Origin of the sequence: Pusillibacter faecalis (genome assembly GCF_018408705.1) — a bacterium.
GTDB classification, from domain to species: domain Bacteria; phylum Bacillota; class Clostridia; order Oscillospirales; family Oscillospiraceae; genus Oscillibacter; species Oscillibacter faecalis.
Genome location: NZ_AP023420.1, coordinates 1,853,386 through 1,870,502, shown reverse-complemented (window position 1 = coordinate 1,870,502; position 17,117 = coordinate 1,853,386). Strand labels below are relative to the sequence as shown.

General features: G+C 55.5%; 12 protein-coding genes and 1 tRNA gene. 1 reads left to right on the top strand and 12 read right to left on the bottom strand.

Going from position 1 to position 17,117, the window contains the following annotated elements; genetic code table 11:
- The first annotated feature begins 57 nt into the window (after positions 1-57).
- Complete coding sequence (gene pyk, locus KJS55_RS09325) at positions 58-1,800, top strand: pyruvate kinase (RefSeq protein ID WP_187029168.1); 1,743 nt, start codon at positions 58-60, stop codon at positions 1,798-1,800.
- Positions 1,801-2,132: 332 nt separating this feature from the next.
- Here pyk and KJS55_RS09320 read toward each other — a convergent pair whose 3' ends face one another.
- From KJS55_RS09320 to KJS55_RS09265, 12 genes are all read right to left on the bottom strand, one after another.
- The gene (locus KJS55_RS09320; protein ID WP_213543219.1) at positions 2,133-3,485 is read right to left on the bottom strand and encodes an aldehyde dehydrogenase family protein; all 1,353 of its coding nucleotides are present in this window, start codon (positions 3,483-3,485) and stop codon (positions 2,133-2,135) included.
- A 58-nt stretch (positions 3,486-3,543) separates the two neighbouring features.
- Positions 3,544-4,170, bottom strand: coding sequence for a DUF3156 family protein (locus KJS55_RS09315; RefSeq protein ID WP_213543218.1), 627 nt, complete (start codon positions 4,168-4,170; stop codon positions 3,544-3,546).
- Between the two features lie 20 nt (positions 4,171-4,190).
- Complete coding sequence (locus KJS55_RS09310; RefSeq protein WP_213543217.1) at positions 4,191-5,657, bottom strand: APC family permease; 1,467 nt, start codon at positions 5,655-5,657, stop codon at positions 4,191-4,193.
- A 99-nt stretch (positions 5,658-5,756) separates the two neighbouring features.
- Positions 5,757-6,917 (bottom strand): iron-containing alcohol dehydrogenase, encoded by a 1,161-nt coding sequence (locus tag KJS55_RS09305; protein ID WP_187031599.1) that lies wholly within the window; start codon positions 6,915-6,917, stop codon positions 5,757-5,759.
- Between the two features lie 309 nt (positions 6,918-7,226).
- Entirely contained in the window at positions 7,227-8,597 is a 1,371-nt protein-coding gene (locus tag KJS55_RS09300) for an amidohydrolase family protein (RefSeq protein WP_187031597.1), read from the bottom strand.
- 15 nt (positions 8,598-8,612) lie between these two features.
- Positions 8,613-10,610, bottom strand: coding sequence for a sigma-54 interaction domain-containing protein (locus KJS55_RS09295; RefSeq protein WP_187031608.1), 1,998 nt, complete (start codon positions 10,608-10,610; stop codon positions 8,613-8,615).
- Between the two features lie 1,216 nt (positions 10,611-11,826).
- A tRNA-Ser gene (locus KJS55_RS09290) sits at positions 11,827-11,918 on the bottom strand.
- 146 nt (positions 11,919-12,064) lie between these two features.
- Positions 12,065-14,458, bottom strand: a complete 2,394-nt coding sequence (locus tag KJS55_RS09285) for an endonuclease MutS2 (protein WP_213543216.1) — start codon at positions 14,456-14,458, stop codon at positions 12,065-12,067.
- 35 nt (positions 14,459-14,493) lie between these two features.
- Positions 14,494-14,961 carry a hypothetical protein gene (locus KJS55_RS09280; protein WP_213543215.1) on the bottom strand — a complete coding sequence of 156 codons (468 nt, stop codon included), beginning with the start codon at positions 14,959-14,961 and terminating at the stop codon, positions 14,494-14,496.
- A gap of 47 nt (positions 14,962-15,008) precedes the next feature.
- Positions 15,009-15,785: a DNA repair protein RecO gene (gene recO, locus KJS55_RS09275; protein WP_228300502.1), complete on the bottom strand. Its 777-nt coding sequence runs from the start codon at positions 15,783-15,785 to the stop codon at positions 15,009-15,011.
- Positions 15,786-15,955: 170 nt separating this feature from the next.
- The gene (locus KJS55_RS09270) at positions 15,956-16,564 is read right to left on the bottom strand and encodes a hypothetical protein (protein WP_213543213.1); all 609 of its coding nucleotides are present in this window, start codon (positions 16,562-16,564) and stop codon (positions 15,956-15,958) included.
- Complete coding sequence (locus tag KJS55_RS09265; protein WP_187031587.1) at positions 16,549-17,064, bottom strand: flavodoxin family protein; 516 nt, start codon at positions 17,062-17,064, stop codon at positions 16,549-16,551. The genes KJS55_RS09270 and KJS55_RS09265 overlap by 16 nt, the downstream gene beginning before the upstream one ends.
- Between the last annotated feature and the right edge of the window lie 53 nt (positions 17,065-17,117).

The following is a 17,117-nucleotide window of genomic DNA, read 5'->3' as shown; positions in this document are numbered from 1 at the left end:
CTGTGATACAATGCATCCATAACGCAAACGATTTTCTAAGGAAAGGCGGTTACTTGGATGCGGAAAACAAAAATTGTCTGTACCCTGGGTCCTGCAACGGATCGGGACGGCATCCTCCGGGAAATGCTGCTGGCTGGCATGAATGTGGCCCGCTTTAATTTCTCACACGGAAGCCACGAGGAGCACAAGGGGCGGCTGGATGCGCTCAAGGTTCTGCGGGAGGAGCTGCAGCTGCCAGTGGCAGCCATGCTGGACACCCGCGGCCCGGAAATTCGTTTGAAGACCTTTGCCGCGGGAAGTATTCAGCTGCGGACTGGCCAGGAATTCACACTCACTACAGAGAATATTGTGGGCGACCAGGACCGCTGTGCCATCACCTACAGCGATCTGCCGCAGGATGTCAGAGCCGGAGACACCATTTTGCTGGATGACGGCCTGGTACGGCTAACCGTGCTGGAAACGCTTCCTACGGCGATCCGCTGCCGGGTGGAAAACGACGGTGTGATGAAGGACCGCAAGGGCGTTAATGTGCCCAATGTGCGGCTGTCCATGCCTTACATGAGCCAGCGGGACCGGGAGGATATTCTCTTTGGCGTCCAGCAGGGCTTTGACTATATTGCCGCCAGCTTTGTCCGCACCGCCGCCGATGTGCGGGAGATTCGCCGCCTGCTGGACCAGCAGAATTCCAGCATCCAGATCATTGCAAAAATTGAAAATCAAGAGGGCGTCAGTAATGTGGCGGACATTCTGGCCGCTGCGGACGGCATCATGGTGGCCAGAGGCGACATGGGCGTGGAGATTGACTTCACCGAAATCCCCATCATCCAAAAGGAGATTATCGCACAGTGCGTGGCCTGCGGGAAACCCGTGATTACTGCCACACAGATGCTGGACTCCATGATGGAACACCCCCGCCCCACCCGGGCGGAAATTACCGATGTGGCCAACGCTATCTATGATGGGACTTCCGCTATCATGCTCTCCGGTGAGACAGCGGCGGGCAAATATCCGGTGGAGGCCATCCAAACCATGGATGCCATCGCGCAGCGGACTGAGTCAGACATCAATTATGCTAAACGAATGCGCAACATGGCAAACCAGGGCCGGCTCTCGATTGCCGCGGCCACTGCCCATGCCGCGTGCACCACTGCCATGGACATTGGTGCTGACGCGATTCTCACGGTCAGCAAGAGCGGCACCACCGCTCGCCTGGTCAGCCGCTTTCGTCCCGGAACCACTGTGGCAGCCCTGCTGATGGACCCTCAGGTACAACGGCAGATGGCTCTGTACTGGGGTGTGGTGCCGCTGACCATGCCTCGTGCCTCCAGTACAGACGAATTGGTGGAGTTTGCTGTTCAGGCCGCTGAGGAGGCAGCGCTGGTAAAACAGGGTGATCTGGTGGTCGTCACCGCCGGTGTGCCGGTGGGGGTCTCCGGCACCACCAATATGATCCGTGTCCGGCAAGTGGGCGGCTCCCTGCTGAATGCCATCGGAATCGGAGATAAAAAGGCCGTGGGTCCCCTGTGCGTCTGTCATACGCTGGAGGAAGTCGCAGACAAATTTCGTCCCGGCAGTGTGCTGGTGGTTCCCTATACCACAAACGACCTCCTGCCCTATGTCCGTCAGGCAGCCGCCGTCATCAGTGAGGAGGCCAGTGGAGATGGCCACACCGCCACGATTGGCCTCACTCTGGATATTCCCGTGATTGTGGGAGCTTCCGGGGCCACCCGCCACCTGCAAGATGGCATGATGGTCAGCGTCGACTGTGCCCGCGGCATGGTGAGCTCCCTTCCGCAGTGAATGCGGTTTGGGTTTTTAAGCGTATTTCCTTCCCGAAACAGCAGCGGGATGCTCTGATGAATTAGAAGGCGAATGTTTCCCCGCAAAGCTGACCATCCATAAAATCCAGTCCGAACGCCAGTTAAGCGTTTTCTGTATAAGCATCCAGAAAAACGCCGCTTCTTGGCTGTTTCGATTGGAAGCGCAAAACGAAGAACCAGCTCGGATGACCTGGTTCTTCATGAAATGACAGTTTCCGAACAGCTTCCATTTTTTATTTTCTAAAAAGCAGGGAGAGTAGAGGATGCCTCTACTCTCCCTTTCAAAATACTTTATGCAGGCCCTGAGGCGGCTCAGTCCTTGAAGAGCTCCTCGGGGCTGGGGACCTGAACATCCAGGGGCAGAGCAATCTTCGAGACGTTGATGAGGTGGATGTAGTCCACGTTCTCGCACAGAATGTTATTCCCCCACGTGCCGCAGCTCTCAGACACCGCCGGACTCAGCCCGTTCGTGCTCGGGCCCCATGCGTCCGGAGTCGGCTGGTTCACCAGTACCCGCGCCACAGGAATCCGCTCGCCATAGTACTCAATATGCTTGCGGTCATTGCTGAAGATACCCGCCGTGTGCCCGATGCCACCGGCCTCCTCCATGTTCTGGATCGCCATCGCCACGGCCTCCTCAAAGCTCTCATACCCCTTCAGCACCACAATGGGACCCATGATCTCCTTGTTCAGCACATTCGCCTTCCCCACCGCGTCGATCTTCAAGCCCATGACCTTTGTGTCCTTCGGAATGTCAAAGCCCGCCGCCTTCGCAATCACCGGCGCGTCTTTTCCCACCAGCTCCGGCACCGGATGCCCGTCATGGAACAGCACGGCCCCGAACTTCTCCACGTCCGCCTTGTCCTCAAACAGCACCACGCCCTCGTCCTTCAGTGCCTGGAAGAACTTCTCCTCTTCCTCCTGGGGATAGAGCAGCAGGTTGTCCCCGTCGCACAGGATGCCGTTGTCGCTCCCCACTGCCGTCACCGTCATCTTCGCCGCTTCCTTCAGGTCATACCCACGGTCCAGAACCACCGGCGGGTTCCCGGGGCCCACGCCGTACGCCGGCGTTCCGCTGGAGTACGCCGCCTTCACCATCCCGCTGCCGCCGGTGGCGATCACCAGGTCGCACGCCTCCATCAGCGCCTGGGAGTTCGCCAGCGTCACTTCGCTCAGCACCTGGATCAGGTCGGCCGGGGCGCCGCACTTCACCATTGCCTCCCGGATCAGCTCCACCGTGTGGGTGGTGGACTTCGCCGCACGGGGCGCGGGAGAGACGATGATCGCGTTCTTCCCCTTCACCGCGTCCATGAAGTTCCCCAGCGGGGTCACATTTGGGTTCGTCGCCGGTGTCACGCACGCGATCACACCCACAGGGTGCGCCACCTCGATAATCCCCGTCTCCTTGTTCTCGCTGATGATCCCCACGGACTTCTTATCCCTCAGGTATGCCCAAAACGCCGCCGGCGTGTCCGTATTCTTGCAGATCTTGTCCTCATAGTACCCCAGCCCTGTCTCGTCCACGGCCTCCCGGGCCAGTTCAGCAGCATGCTGATAGATGATCTTCGCCGCCTCGTACACCAGTTTGTCGGTCTGCGCCTGGTCGTAATCCTTGATCGCTTCCATGGCCTCCCGGCCTCTCTCCACATATTCCTGAATTGTCATCCTTCTTCCTCCATTTCTTTTAATTGTTTTAATGGACGGTCCGTTCCAAGACGGCCGCTCAGACATTGTTGGCTACCGCATCGGCAACCAGTTCAAAAAATTCCACAAAGCGAAGGTACTCCCCCTCGCTGGGTTTGATAAGGTTCACCACCGGCGGAACCAATATCCAGGTCGCAGAACCAATCATGCTCTCGCAGGATATCTTCCAACTGCCACCTTGTGTATGAGACACCTGAATCTCCCGCAGCTCCAAAGAACGAATGCGTTCCCTGATCAGGGGATGATTCAGCCGCTCCAGCGTACTGTCCAGCTCCGGTCCCTCTTTGCCGGAGAGGTAAATCCACTGTGCCTCCCTTCCCTGCTGCCGGACGGTGAAGCTGCAGGTCCCCCACTCCTGAAACTGGGAGCCGGTTGGAATCTCCGTGCTCAATTCCAAGTTGTAAGAGATGGCCATCAGCCGGTTCTCAAAATGGTATTTGAGCTCCAGATACGGCAGATATCGCAGCTCCCGCAGCGCAAGCCGTCTGCACAACAGCTGCGACTCCTGGCCTGCACAGTGGCTCCCCAAGGCAAAGGCCATCTGATCCGCCACATATCCTAGGCTCTTGTCCACTCGCCGGGACACACTGGAATTTCTGGCCTTATGGTTGTTTCGGTTCGGAGATCGCCGGATGGTCATGTTCATTTGCACTCTCTCCGTTCTGCTCAGTCATGGCTGCTTGACTTCTGGGTCGAAGCGCGCTGATTCATCCACTCCACCACGGCTTCATCCCAAACGGGCAAATATTCGGAGCGCTCCCGCACCCGGTTCACGTAAGTCTCCAGCGGAACAGTCTCATTAACGGGGATCTTGTGGGCCTTATTCCAGACAAAGGCATAGATCGCCACAATGGCCATGACAACACAAGCCTGGGGGAGTACATACGCCAGGGTAGAAATCGCATAGACGGCGCCAAGGATGCCGATGGGCATCACGATTTTGGCGGCTGGCGCCTTCCATAGCCGCGGGAAATCGGGATACTTTTTCCGCAGCACCAGCACATCGATCATCGCGATGCAGTAAGTGACCAGCCAGGTAATGCAGGCCATGTTGATGAACATGGTGATCACATCGGAGCTGCCGCCCTGTATCGTGATGTAGACGGTGGTCAGCAGCATCAAAAACACCGTGAACACCAGTCCCCACATGGGCACCCGATACTTGGGATGGAGGTTTCCAAAAAACTTGGGCACCAAATTCTCCCGAGCCATGCCGTACAGCATCCGCGGCAGTGCCGCCATATAGGCGTTGGCGGTGGTGAAAGAGGCCAGGATGGTCAGGATGCTCATGGTCATGCCGCCCACCTGGCCCAGCATTGCCACAGAGGCATCCACCTGGGGCGTGGCGGAGGCCGCCATCACGCTTAAATCCGTGTACTTGACCGCGCCATATGTGAAAATCACGTCCACAATGTAAATGGTGATCAGGCCGGAAATCAAGGCATAGGGGATATTCTTGTAGGGCTTCTTATTCTCCTCTGCCATGGGACAGGCGAATTCAAAACCGATGAAGAACCAGACCGCTGTCCCTACGGAGCCAAACACGGCGCTCCAGCCGCCCTCCGGCAGGAAACCGGCGTTTTCCGGGATGGCCACTGCAGCGCCCATGGCCTCACCGGTACCCGCAGCGCCCAGGATCGCCATGGCAAAGTAGATAATCATCATAATGATGGTGACAACGCCCTCTACTTTTCCATACATACCCACATCAAAAATATTTACCAGCAAGGCAATGGCCAGCAGCGTCAGACTGACCGCCCACTGTGGAATGCCGGAGACCTCCTCCAAGGTGAGGCCACCCATGACCAGCTGCGTTCCGCCATCGCAGGCAATCAGCATCACGTAGCCGCTCAAAACGGCAAAGGTTGCCCAGAAACGGCCCAGAGCGGGCGAGGTGTAGTCGGAGACCATGCCGCCGCCAGGAATCATGGCCGTCAGCTCACCAAAAGCAAAGGCGGCCACCATCATGGGAATCATACCAATGGCGGCGGAAATAAACGTCGCGTGTCCGGCGGAGGCCGCCACGCTGCTGACAGAGAACATGGCCGTTCCGGATACAACCAAGCCCACGGCGGCGCCATAGGAGGCTGAAAAGCCCAGAGCCCTTTTCAGTTTCGTGTGTTCATTACTCATAGTTTTCTCCCTTTTTGCAGTTTTTTATAGAAAGGGGTCTCTCCCTCTAACGGTGGGCGGCAGACAGGCGCCGCCGCCATGCCGACAGATACCTGTGTTTCAGGCGTTGTACGCCTTCATCAGCAGGTCATAGAAGTCCTGCACTGTAAGCTCTCTGGGATTATTAGGAGTGGACATGTTCCGGAAGGATGCCTCTGCCAGGGCCTGAAAATCCTTGGGGTCAATCACATCAAAATCCCGCATCTTCGGAATCTTGACGTCTTCACAGATCGACTTCATCGCATCCACGCAGCTGTAAGCTGCCTCTTCTGTGGTCATGCCAGTGGTATCCACGCCAAGATGCCGGGCGACCTCGGCGTATTTTTTCATATTACTGGGAATGTTGAATTCCGTCACGGTCGTCAGCACCATGGCGTTGGAAACACCGTGGGGGGTATCATAGCGTCCGCCCAGAGCCTCTGCAATGCAGTGGATCGCAGCCACGTCAGAGTAGCCGAACGCCACGCCCGCCATGGTGCTTCCCAGCATCATGGCTGCGCAGGAGTCCTTCGTCCGCTGGTAGACTGCCTCCCGGATATTTGCACCGATGAGGTCAATGGCGTACAGTGCGAATGCGTCCGTAACCGGGGACGCCGCCTTACAGGTGTACGCCTCCAAAGCGTGAATGAGTGCGTCCACACCCGTAGACGCCATCACTTTTTCTGGAAGTCCCTGCAGAACATTCGGGTCCACAAGCGCCACCTTCGGGGCAATCTTCAAATCCAAAATATTCAGTTTTTCGTGGGCCTCTGTGTCCGTGATCACCGCGTCAAATGTCACCTCACTGCCGGTGCCGGCTGTGGTGGGGACGGCAATCAGGGGGATAATCGGGTTCTCCAGCAGGGCGGGGGCCGCCCAGGTCCGGATGTTGCCGCCGTTTGCCAGCAGGGTGCCCACGGCCTTAGCCGTGTCCATGGAGCTGCCGCCTCCGATGGCGATCATGCCGTCCACCTGATGCTCCTTAGCAAATTCCGCACCGGCAATACAGTGGACATCTCGGGGGTTTGGAACGATCTGGTCGTAGATAACATAATCCACGTGCTCTGCTTTTAAAGACTCCTCGATCGGCTTTACAATTCCGCACGCAATAATGCCCTTGTCTGCAATGACCATCGCTTTTGTAATTCCCAGCTTTTTGGCCTCCGCTCCGGCCCGGGTGAGGTATCCCTCGCCAAACTCAATCCGTGTGGCTAATTGAAAGGTAAACGGTGAAACTCCCATGACAGATGCCTCCTTTTATAAGATGGCCTACTAATATAGCAAATTTTATGCCAACTCAAAGTGTAACCATCCAAGACACCATGTATGGGCTAAAAGATTGTTGGATTCGCTGCTTCTATTCCAAAAAAGCTATTGAATCTGCCGATGGAAAAAGGCTGCCAAGCAGTCCCTGGAATATGCTCAGCAGCCGGCGGCCAAAATTTACATGTATAAATTTTAGCCATTCTTACAATAGTGTAAAATTTATATACATTTCCGCAAAAATATCTAATATATCCAATCAATATGTAAATATTTTTAGAAAGATTGTTAAACTTTAATATAAAGTCCATGCTTGTTCTCTGGCAAGAGCGTTCCATCCCGTACCACAACATGCCCATTGACAATCACCCAGGATATCCCGTCCGGAGCCTCGTCGGGGTTTCCCCGCGTCACATAATCCGCCCGGTCCATGATGGTATCGTAATCAAAAATGACCATGTCGGCGTTTTTCCCCATCTCTAAGCTGCCAATATCTTTCAGTCCGAATCGCAAAGCCGGCAAAATTGTGATTTTCCGGATCGCCTCCATCAAAGACAGCTCTCCCTGTTCTCTGACAAAGCGTCCGATCAATCGTGGATAGGTCCCTGCCATCTCCGGGGAGCCAGCCATCGGGTAACAAGGACCATCAGATGCGTTGGTAGAAACATATACATAATCCTTTTGAAGCGCCATTGCTACCGCGTCGCTGTCCCCCACGAACGCAGTGATCAGGGTAGATGGACTATTCTCCCGCAGGTGCCGAAATAACGGCTCACTGCAGGTCTCCCCCAGATGAATTCCAGAGCTGATCACCAGGTCCTGATAGCTCTTGCCGAGATACCCACTCTGCCAGCCCGGATCAAAAACGCCCGTTCCAATGCACACGGTATATGCGTCGTATACGCCGCTATCCGCAGTGATATCCAGCCCGCTCCGCCGGGCCTGATCAATCAACTCCAGTGCTTTTGGCATGGTCCCCGCCATGCCGACCATATACATCAATTCCAGCAAGTGAATGCTGGCCTCTGTCTTTGCCGCCAATTCAAAAATCTCATCCAAGGTCTCTAGCGCCTCTCGTCCGTCCTTTCGCAAATGGATGGTCACTGGCTTGTGATACGCTTTTGCAACCTTGGTGATTTCAAAGAGCTCTTTACTGGATACCCCTGGAATCAGCTCCAAAGAAAAGCAAATGCCACAGGCACCAGACTCCATAAACCGGGCCGCCAGATCCACCATGGCTCCGATTTCCCGCTCCTCGGCCGGCTCATAAATACTCTTGATTCCCACCGCGTCCCGCAGGGCGAAGGATTGGGAGACAAAAAAACCATGATTGATGATAAATCCCTCTTCGGCAATATTCCGAATGGTCTTCCCGTTCAGGCTCCTCTCCCCTCCCAGCGTGGTGGTTCCGCCCTGCCTGACAATGCACTCCGCCGCATATGCGTTCCCGTCCACATGAGAGTGGAAATCAATAAATCCAGGCGAGACATACCTGCCCCTTGCGTCAATCACTTCCCGCGCTTCCAGGGGGCTGCTTGTAATTGCGGCAATTTTTCCGTCTCGTATTCCGAGGTTCACCTGTGCAAAGGACTGGCGGACCACATCAATGATCGTTCCATTCACAACAGCCAGATCGAATCCGTCCTCCGGTAGTTTCATATCGTTTCTCCCACCTTAATCCGGTTTGCCCATGGTCTTCAGGTACTTGTATACCGTAGCGCGGCTGATCCCCAAAGCATCCGCCGCCCGCCGAATATTGCCGCCATACCGTTCCACCGTCTTGTACACATAAAGCCTGCACAGATCCTCCAGCGTTTCATCACGGTTCAGGTCCACAGAAATTCCCACAGGTTCTCCTACAGATTTCAGAATTTCATCCGGAATGCATTCCCTGCCGATGATCCTGGTATCCGCAATGATTACCATGCGCTCTATGACGTTCTCCAGCTGGCGTACATTCCCTGGCCAATCGTACTTTCTCAGAATCTGAATGGCATCCGGATGAATCCGCATATCCCCCTTTGGATTAAACTTATTCATAAAATACCGGATAAACAGATCAATATCATCTTTTCGCTCTTTGAGCGCCGGAATTTTAATGTGAATGATATTCAGTCTGTAAAAGAGGTCCAGACGGAAATTTTTCCGTTCAATCTCCGAGATAATATCCTTATTCGTAGCGGCAATGACCTGAACATCAAATGCAATCGGATCACTCCCCCCAATCCGGACAGCCTGCCGTTCCTGCAATACCCGCAGGAGCTTTGCCTGCATGTCTAAAGGCATATTGGTAATCTCGTCCAAAAACAAAACGCCTTTGTTCGCCATTTCAAATTTGCCCTGTTTTCCGCCCCGTCTGGCCCCAGTATAGGCCCCCTCCTCGTAGCCAAAGAGCTCACTTTCCAAAAGTCCGCTGGGCAGGGCGCCGCAATCCACCGCAATAAATGGGCCGGCCTTCCGGGGTCCCTCACTGTGAATTGCTTGGGCAAGCATCTCTTTGCCGCTTCCGCTCTCTCCCTCAATGATGGTGCTGACTTGAAAGCTCGAAGCCTTCTTCGCCAGTTCAATGACCATTCTCATGGACTCAGACCGGCTTTTGATGTCCTGAAAGGTGTACCGGCTGGTGTTGCCTGTATACAGCTTTTTGGCCAGCTTTTTGATATCGGAATAGATCGTAAAGACCCAGATTTCGCTATTTCGGTCGGCTTCATGCTCAGCTATCTGGTACTTATTAAAAAAACACTGACAGCTCTCGCCCAAGGTGTTATTGATGCTGACCTTATTATCACACTTGGAGTACTGGGAACTGAAGGGATATTTTTTCAGTTCCTCTACTGGCGGGCTGGTAATGATAAAACTGATGTCCTTACCGATGAGAGAGTCATTTTTCATTCTCAGGAGTTCAGTGAGCTTTCGATTGTTGTGGGTGATACGCCCGCTGTCACTGACGTAAACAACCCCATCTGAAACTGTGTCAAGAATGAGCTGCTTTTCTTCCGTCTCCTTTTCCACCAGCGCCTGACTGCGAAACCAGCGCAGGCTGTTTTCAATCGCGCGCTCCACGGCGACCGCAAAGGAAAGGATATACTCATCCATTCTCTCCGCAATGGTGTAGAAGCCAACCATGCCAATCATCTGATAATTTGCGGAAAAGATCGGTGCTGCATAGCCTGCAAGTCCGTGGAAGCATTCAAAATAATGCTGCGCCCCCGCGGTAGCAAATGGGCGGCAGGTCTCTGAGACCAGGGAGAAGCAGTTCGTTCCGGCACAGCCTTCAGAAAAATCTTCAATCTCACCAACCTTCTCCAATTTTTTAGAAAAGTTTCGGTGGGTATTGCTCATTCCGAACAGCTTTTTTCCATGTGCGTCCGTGATGATTCCATAGAAGCAGTCATTATCCCACGCCTCCAAAATGTCTGCAATCATCTTGCCGCCTGTCTGCTTTAAAAATGTCTCCTGCGTGTTTGGTGCCTCCCCGGGCGTGTTTGATGTATTTCCTTTGAAATTCATCTGAATGCGGCCGTTCCTGCACCGTTCCCACGATTGTCCGATTTCCTGGGAGATAATCGCATTGTTCAGCCCCTGCCCACGCATAAAGCTGCTCCACGCATACTCATATCCCATTAACTGGGGGTTTTCAATATTATAAAAGGGATTATAGCTTTGGCTCATCTCCGCAACCTCCCGCTTAAAGATTCGCTGGCCTCATTACCTGCCGAGTCCTGTGAAACGCTTTTTTGCTTCGCTCTTTTTTGTAGAGCCCGGATCGCAAGCTGAGGCGGCAAGCGGATGGCCTCCATTCTCCGGCTCAACTGTTTTTATGCTTGGTCAAATCGCCTCGGGAAGAGCCGCTAGTTTTTTCTATCTATCCTTGTATCAACCGCATGTGCTGACATCTACCCATAGGTTGATGTCTTTTGAAATTCTGCACAGCAGTTCTGATCAGTACCAGCAGTTGTTGCAGATCATCTGCTCTATATAGTACTTTTGCACGGCTATCCATGGTTAATTTCACCATTTTTCTTCATTTTAAGATTAGCACATTCAAACAGACATGTCCACAGCCAAAAACATGAGGTCTTTCTCCAAAAACGAAAGAAAATCACCAGAGGATGCCTGTCCGCATGGGTTAAGACAGTAATCCTCACCCTCCCGTTCTTGATAACGCGTTCAAAAGCAGTAGAGCGGAAATAAGTTCAAATTGGAGACTGCGTCTAACCAACTCATCGGCCTGCCGGGATAGGCGGAAGTAGCTTCCGCCAAGGACGCTAAGTGTCAAAACGTGGAATGAGCCGTCAAACAAAGGCGAATTGTTTCTGCCATCCGGTCTTTGTTTTGGCAGGTATGGATGACTGTAAGGCAGAGATTTTTAAACTGATATCCCAAACTGAACCGCTGTTCAGCGGAGCATATGCGGTTCGAAAGCAAAAAATTCCCTGCCCGGCTAAATCCTCCTGCAAAAGGACATTATATGAAACAGAGAGCCACCGATCCTGGATAGGCCCAAAAAAGCAAGGGTTACAGGTTCCCAGCCCAAATTCACCCCAGTGAAGCGGTTGCAATGGAAAAGGAGCAACGGCAGGAGATCCCTCCAACGTGGAGAAGAAGGCGGGACTCAAATTGCACCGCAGACAACAGTTTCAACGAATATCATCTTTACAAGGGCTTGCCGGGTCCGCCTGTATCCGCCCAGCTTATCCCACCTAATACTAGGCAAGCAAGAAAACAGCCCCTGTAACCATTGCGGTTACAGGGGTTCAGCTGTCAGGGACAACCATCCAACGCCTCCCTGACAACAGTCGTGATTTGGAAAGGAGGCGCAGCGGCGCGAGCGCGCTCTGACTTATAAAATAAGTCAGAGCAAGCGATAATGACGCTTGCTCTGACGTGGCGGAGAAGGAGGGATTCGAACCCTCGAGACCCTTTAGGGGCCTACATGATTTCCAATCATGCGCCCTCGACCAACTAGGCGACTTCTCCAAAGTTCAATTTTTCATCAACCAGTTTCCCTGGTGAACAGCGTTATTATTATACGAAAAGAGCGAGAGAAAGTCAAGCCCTAATTTTTCTTTTCTTCCAAAATCCGTCTCACTCCTGGCAGGCGCATGCCTGCCAGGAATAAAGTTCTATTTCAAGGTGACAACGGTGACACCGCTCTCTCCCTCGCCGTAGACGCCCAGGCGGAAACTCTTCACGGCCTTGTTCCGCCGCAGGATGTCGTGTACGGCCTTGCGCAGCGCGCCGGTGCCCTTGCCGTGGATGATGACCACTGTCTCCAGCTTGCCCATGACGGCGGCGGAGAGGAAGTTCTCCACGACCCCCTCAGCCTCCAAGGTCTCCAGACCGCGGATGTCCAGCTCCCGGGCGGCCGAAGAGCGCAGGGCCCGACCTGCGCTCTGCCGGATGGGCACAGGGGGTTGCTTTTTCCTGGCAGCCCGCTCGTCGTCCTCAATGAGCCGCACCTCGTCGGCCCGAGCCTTCATCTTCAAGATGCCGGCCTTGAGCTGCAGCATTCCGTCGCTCCCCACGGACACAACCTCCGCCGGCGTCTTCACGCCGGGCAGTTCCACCAGATCCCCCTTGCGGATAGGGCGGCTGGGCTTTGGAATTGGCTCCTGGCGTGCGTCGCGCTTGCTGACAGCCTCCTCCGCCTCGTTCAGCCGCCTGCGCAGGGCGGCACGGGCCTCGTTTTCATTCATGCTCCGCTCTGCCTTCGCCTGGGCCTTGCGCATCTCGCTCAGCTCGCTGAAAACCTGGTCCGCCGCAGTCCGGGCGTCCCGGAGAATCCGCTTGGCCTCCGCCTCGCCCCGGCTGCGGGCGTTCTCCTTGGCCCGCTCCATCTGCTCCCGAAACTCTCTGGCCTTCCGGGCGTCCTCCTCCCGCTGGCGGTAGAGCCGCTCCGCCTCCTGCTCCCGCTTTTCCAGGGCCTGGCGCTTCGCCTCCAGCTGGGTGAGGACATCCTCAAAGCGGACGCTCTCCCCATTCATCTGCTCTTTCGCCGCCGTGATCACGGTCTCTGGCAGTCCCAAGCGCTGCGAGATGGCAAAGGCGTTGGATTTGCCGGGGATGCCGATCAGCAGCCGGTAGGTAGGGCTCAGCGTCTCCACGTCGAACTCGCAGGAGGCGTTCTCCACCCCCGCCGTGGTCATGGCGAAGGTCTTGAGCTCCGCGTAGTGGGTAGTGGCCGCTACCCGGGCCCCCGCCTGCCGGACCTGCTGGATGACGGCGATAGCCAGCGCCGCGCCCTCCACCGGGTCTGTGCCGGCCCCCAGCTCGTCAAAGAGCACAAGGCTCCGCCGGTCCGCCTCCTTCAGGATGGCCACGATGTTCACCATATGGGCAGAGAAGGTAGAGAGGCTCTGTTCAATGCTCTGCTCATCGCCGATGTCCGCCAGCACCCGCTCATAGACGGAGACGGCGCTGCGGTCCGCCGCCGGAATATGGAGTCCGCACTGGACCATCAGCGTCAAAAGCCCCAGCGTTTTGAGACTCACGGTTTTTCCGCCGGTGTTGGGACCGGTGATTACCAAGGTGTCAAAGCTCTCCCCCAGCTCCAGGTCAATGGGGACCGCCTTCTTCGGGTCCAGCAGCGGATGGCGGGCCTTGCGGAGATGAATGGCTCCATCTCTGCGGATCTCCGGCCGCACGCCATTCATCCGGTAGCTGAGCTGGCCCCGAGCAAAAATCAAGTCCAGATGAACCAGCGTGTCATAATCCCACTGGATATCCTCCCGGTGGGCCGCCGCCTCTGCAGAAAGCTCTGCCAGAATCCGTTCAATCTCCTTTTGCTCCTTGGCCTCCAGTTCTACGTACTCATTGTTGGCCTGGACCACCCCCATGGGCTCCACGAACAGCGTGGCGCCGGTGGCAGAGACGTCGTGAACCAGCCCTGGCAGATCCCCCTTGTGCTCCGCCTTCACCGGGACCACGAACCGGCCGTCCCGTTGGGTGATGATGGTCTCCTGCAGAATCTTCCCATAGGTGGGCGAGGAGATGATTTTCTGCAAAATCTGGCGGCTCTTGGCCTGGGCTGCCCGCATGTGGCGGCGGATGTCCGCCAATTCTGAAGAGGCGGCATCCGCCACCGTGTCCTCATCAGGAAGGCACCGCTTGATCTTCTCCTCCAGGAAACGGTTGCCATGAAGGGATAAAAACAGGTGGTCGATGGCAGTCTTTTCCGCTGCGTCTGCGTTGAAATACTCCCGGGCTCTCCGGGCTGCGGTCAAGAGGTCCGCAATGATCAGCAGTTCTCGGTTGTTCAGGGCGCCGCCTCGGTCGGCCCGTTCCAGGGCCTCCGCCACCGGTCGTACTCCGGAAAAAGAGGGGCTGCCATGCAGTCCGATCATGGTCCTAGCGGCGTCAGTCTGGTCCAGCAGGCGCAGCACCTCCTCCGTCTCCGTCTCCGGGCGCACACGCAGTGCCCGCTCCCGGGCCTCGGCGCTGACGGCTTGATCGGAGAGCAGCGCCAGCACCCGGGGCAGCTCCAGGGTGCGAATGGATTTGTCAAATAACTCGCTCATGGCTCATTCTCCTGTTAAGTGGTTTCCCTTGATGGTCACTCATAGATATAGGGATTGGGAACCTCTAGCACCCAGGGCATCTGGTGGTTGAACTCCATCTGGAAGCAAGGACGGGGAAAGTCGTCCGGCAGCAGGTCGCAGCTATTTTTAAACCCCACGGAGAAGCCCTCTGCCAGATCGTACCAGCCCGCCGGAAACACCTCGCAGTCCCCCGACTGGGAAGAACCCTCCAACACCGTGCCCGCCAGATGATACCATCCGCCACCGGAGAGGTCCTGCTCCGTCCCCTGGTAATAGCACAGCTCCGCCGGCTTGGCGGGGTCCAGGCCCATGGCTTTAAAAAAATCCACCACCGCCCGGGGAAGCGTCCCCAACGCCGCCGCAAAATTCCGGCACCCCTCACATTCGCAGGTAATCCAGGACTCCGGGTGGGCTGCGTAATAGGCGCGGGTAGCTTCCACATCTACGGAAAGGCGATAATGTCCAAACATAAATTCTTGCATGGCATACTCCTTTTCGTAATATCAGGCAAAATAATACAAATTGTAATTTATTTCGACAATTCTTTCATAGGCTGAAGGCTTTTATAAAAATCCAAGGTCTGGAATCTCCGTTCCAGCTGCACGGCTACAAATGCCTCAGCCGCGCCGGCAAGACGACCCAAGGCCTCCTCCCCCACGGTAAAGGAATACAGCCGCTTGGGATCTCCATATACGATATGCCGCAGTGCGGCCACCGAATCCCGGCAAAGCGGCATGGAGAGAGTACTCTCGTGCGCACCACAGCTCTGGCACCGCAGCACGCCTTGTACTACGTCCAGCATCGGTTTTAAAGGCTCTGGGCAGCCGCAGTAAGCGCAGCTATCCACCAGCGGCTCATAGCCCGCAAGGGAGAGGAGCTTCCATTCAAACGCGGCTTTGACCAGTGCAAGGGGCCTGTGTAAAGCAGAAAGGGCGTACAAGCCGTTGAGCAGATGCCGCAGCAACTCCTCCGCTGCAGACTCCTCTGTGGTGACAGCCTCTGTCAGCTCCGCGAAGTAAAAGCCCAGCGACATGGCGTCCAGGTCTGCCCTCAGGCCGTCAAAGAGCGCGAGGGTCGTCCCCTCATTGGCATAATACCATCCTCCCTTATGATAGAGCGTCCACTCCGAATAGGCCAAAGATTGAGCACAGGCGGCATACCGGCAGCTTTTTCGCCGGGCTCCCCGCGCGATCACAGAGAGTTTGCCTCGCTCTGCTGTCAGAAGCGTCAGAATCTTGTCGGCCTCCTTGGTCTCCGTCTCACGGAGCACCACGCCTTTGATTACCATGTATGGTGTGAGTGCCACGCTGCCCTCCTTATTATGTACAGGGAGCATGGCTCCCCTACATCCCGCTGCGGGCAGCCTGATATATGAGATATACCAGCGGTTCGCCCGTTCGGCAAAATAACTCCCAAATTGTCTCCGGTTTCATGCAGCCCCTCCTTACAAGGGTATTCTGCGAAATCCGTCGAAAGCTATGTCTGGAAATCTCTGCCCTCAATTTCCATGGTCCGCATCTGTTCGGCAGTCATATGATTTTTTGCCCCGTAGCCGCTCCAATAGCGCGTGGAGGCCCGTACAAACAGTGCCTTGCTCAGCGGCATCCGCACAGAAACCACCTCGCTTCGCCCACTCTGCATCCCTGCGGCTAGACGCCGGATGCCCCGGTGCGCAAACCAGGCGAAAGGTGTGTCCAGAATCGCCTCTCCAGAGCCGATCCGCAGCGTCATCCCCCAGGGAAAGCCGTATCTCTTGCAGAAAAACCGCACCATCTTCACTGCCACCTGATTCTGCTCCGGCTCTAAAAAGCCGCAGTTCACCAATACATGAACGCGGGGACGGGGTGTACCGTCCCATGCCGCGAGGGTCTTGAGAAATGGGAGCAGTACTGCCGGCACGCCGTCCACATAAAGGGGAAACACCAACAGTAGATCTGTATATAGCTCAAAGGAAACCGGCCCGCCGGACACGGCGGCATACTGGTCTGCCGCTCCTTTCCAGTTCTGAAGAAGGTACTCAATATATCGCCTGGAGTTTGAGCGGGGTGCCCGAGGGCTGCCATTAACAATCAGGAGCCTTCCCATTTGTGCACCTCCTCCGTAATGGCCGAAGACAGCTCTTCCTCCCCAATAAAGCGAACTCTCCAGCTCCGAAACAACATATTATGGGCGTTTCGTGCCACCAGTTCCCGAAAGATTGCCTGCTCCTCCACTCCCGTGTCGCCGTAGGCCAGAATTACCGCGTCCTTTTCCACCACCGCACGCTGCATGTGGTGCGTCTCTCCATGATAGAGGCGGATAAACGCCTGCTGCACAGGAATAGACCGCTCCAGCATGGTTTTCATCGGCACATCATAGGAGCCGCAGAAAATGCGGCTCACATAGATCAAATCGCTGCTGCGAGCAATCAGTGGATATACGCTCACGGCGTCATCCCGGATCACACACCGTCCCGGTGTTTTGACCCAGCATCCAAAGCAGCCCCTGCAATTTGCAATCCGCAACTGATTCAAATCCAGATAATGCCAGTTCTTCCGGATCGGCAGCCCTGCTGGCAGCGGCGCGTCGCTCAGCAGCAGCCTCATGTTCTCATACTCCACAAAACCCCGTTCCAATCTAATCCTTTTTATTCACACGC

Excerpts from the sequence above, each read along its gene's own strand:
- KJS55_RS09295 (WP_187031608.1), bottom strand. The coding sequence starts at position 10,610 with ATGAGCCAAAGCTATAATCCCTTTTATAATATTGAAAACCCCCAGTTA.
- KJS55_RS09315 (WP_213543218.1), bottom strand. The coding sequence starts at position 4,170 with ATGAACATGACCATCCGGCGATCTCCGAACCGAAACAACCATAAGGCC.
- KJS55_RS09280 (WP_213543215.1), bottom strand. The coding sequence starts at position 14,961 with ATGCAAGAATTTATGTTTGGACATTATCGCCTTTCCGTAGATGTGGAA.
- KJS55_RS09300 (WP_187031597.1), bottom strand. The coding sequence starts at position 8,597 with ATGAAACTACCGGAGGACGGATTCGATCTGGCTGTTGTGAATGGAACG.
- KJS55_RS09320 (WP_213543219.1), bottom strand. The coding sequence starts at position 3,485 with ATGACAATTCAGGAATATGTGGAGAGAGGCCGGGAGGCCATGGAAGCG.
- KJS55_RS09270 (WP_213543213.1), bottom strand. The coding sequence starts at position 16,564 with ATGGGAAGGCTCCTGATTGTTAATGGCAGCCCTCGGGCACCCCGCTCA.
- KJS55_RS09285 (WP_213543216.1), bottom strand. The coding sequence starts at position 14,458 with ATGAGCGAGTTATTTGACAAATCCATTCGCACCCTGGAGCTGCCCCGG.
- KJS55_RS09310 (WP_213543217.1), bottom strand. The coding sequence starts at position 5,657 with ATGAGTAATGAACACACGAAACTGAAAAGGGCTCTGGGCTTTTCAGCC.
- KJS55_RS09305 (WP_187031599.1), bottom strand. The coding sequence starts at position 6,917 with ATGGGAGTTTCACCGTTTACCTTTCAATTAGCCACACGGATTGAGTTT.
- KJS55_RS09265 (WP_187031587.1), bottom strand. The coding sequence starts at position 17,064 with ATGAGGCTGCTGCTGAGCGACGCGCCGCTGCCAGCAGGGCTGCCGATC.
- pyk (WP_187029168.1), top strand. The coding sequence starts at position 58 with ATGCGGAAAACAAAAATTGTCTGTACCCTGGGTCCTGCAACGGATCGG.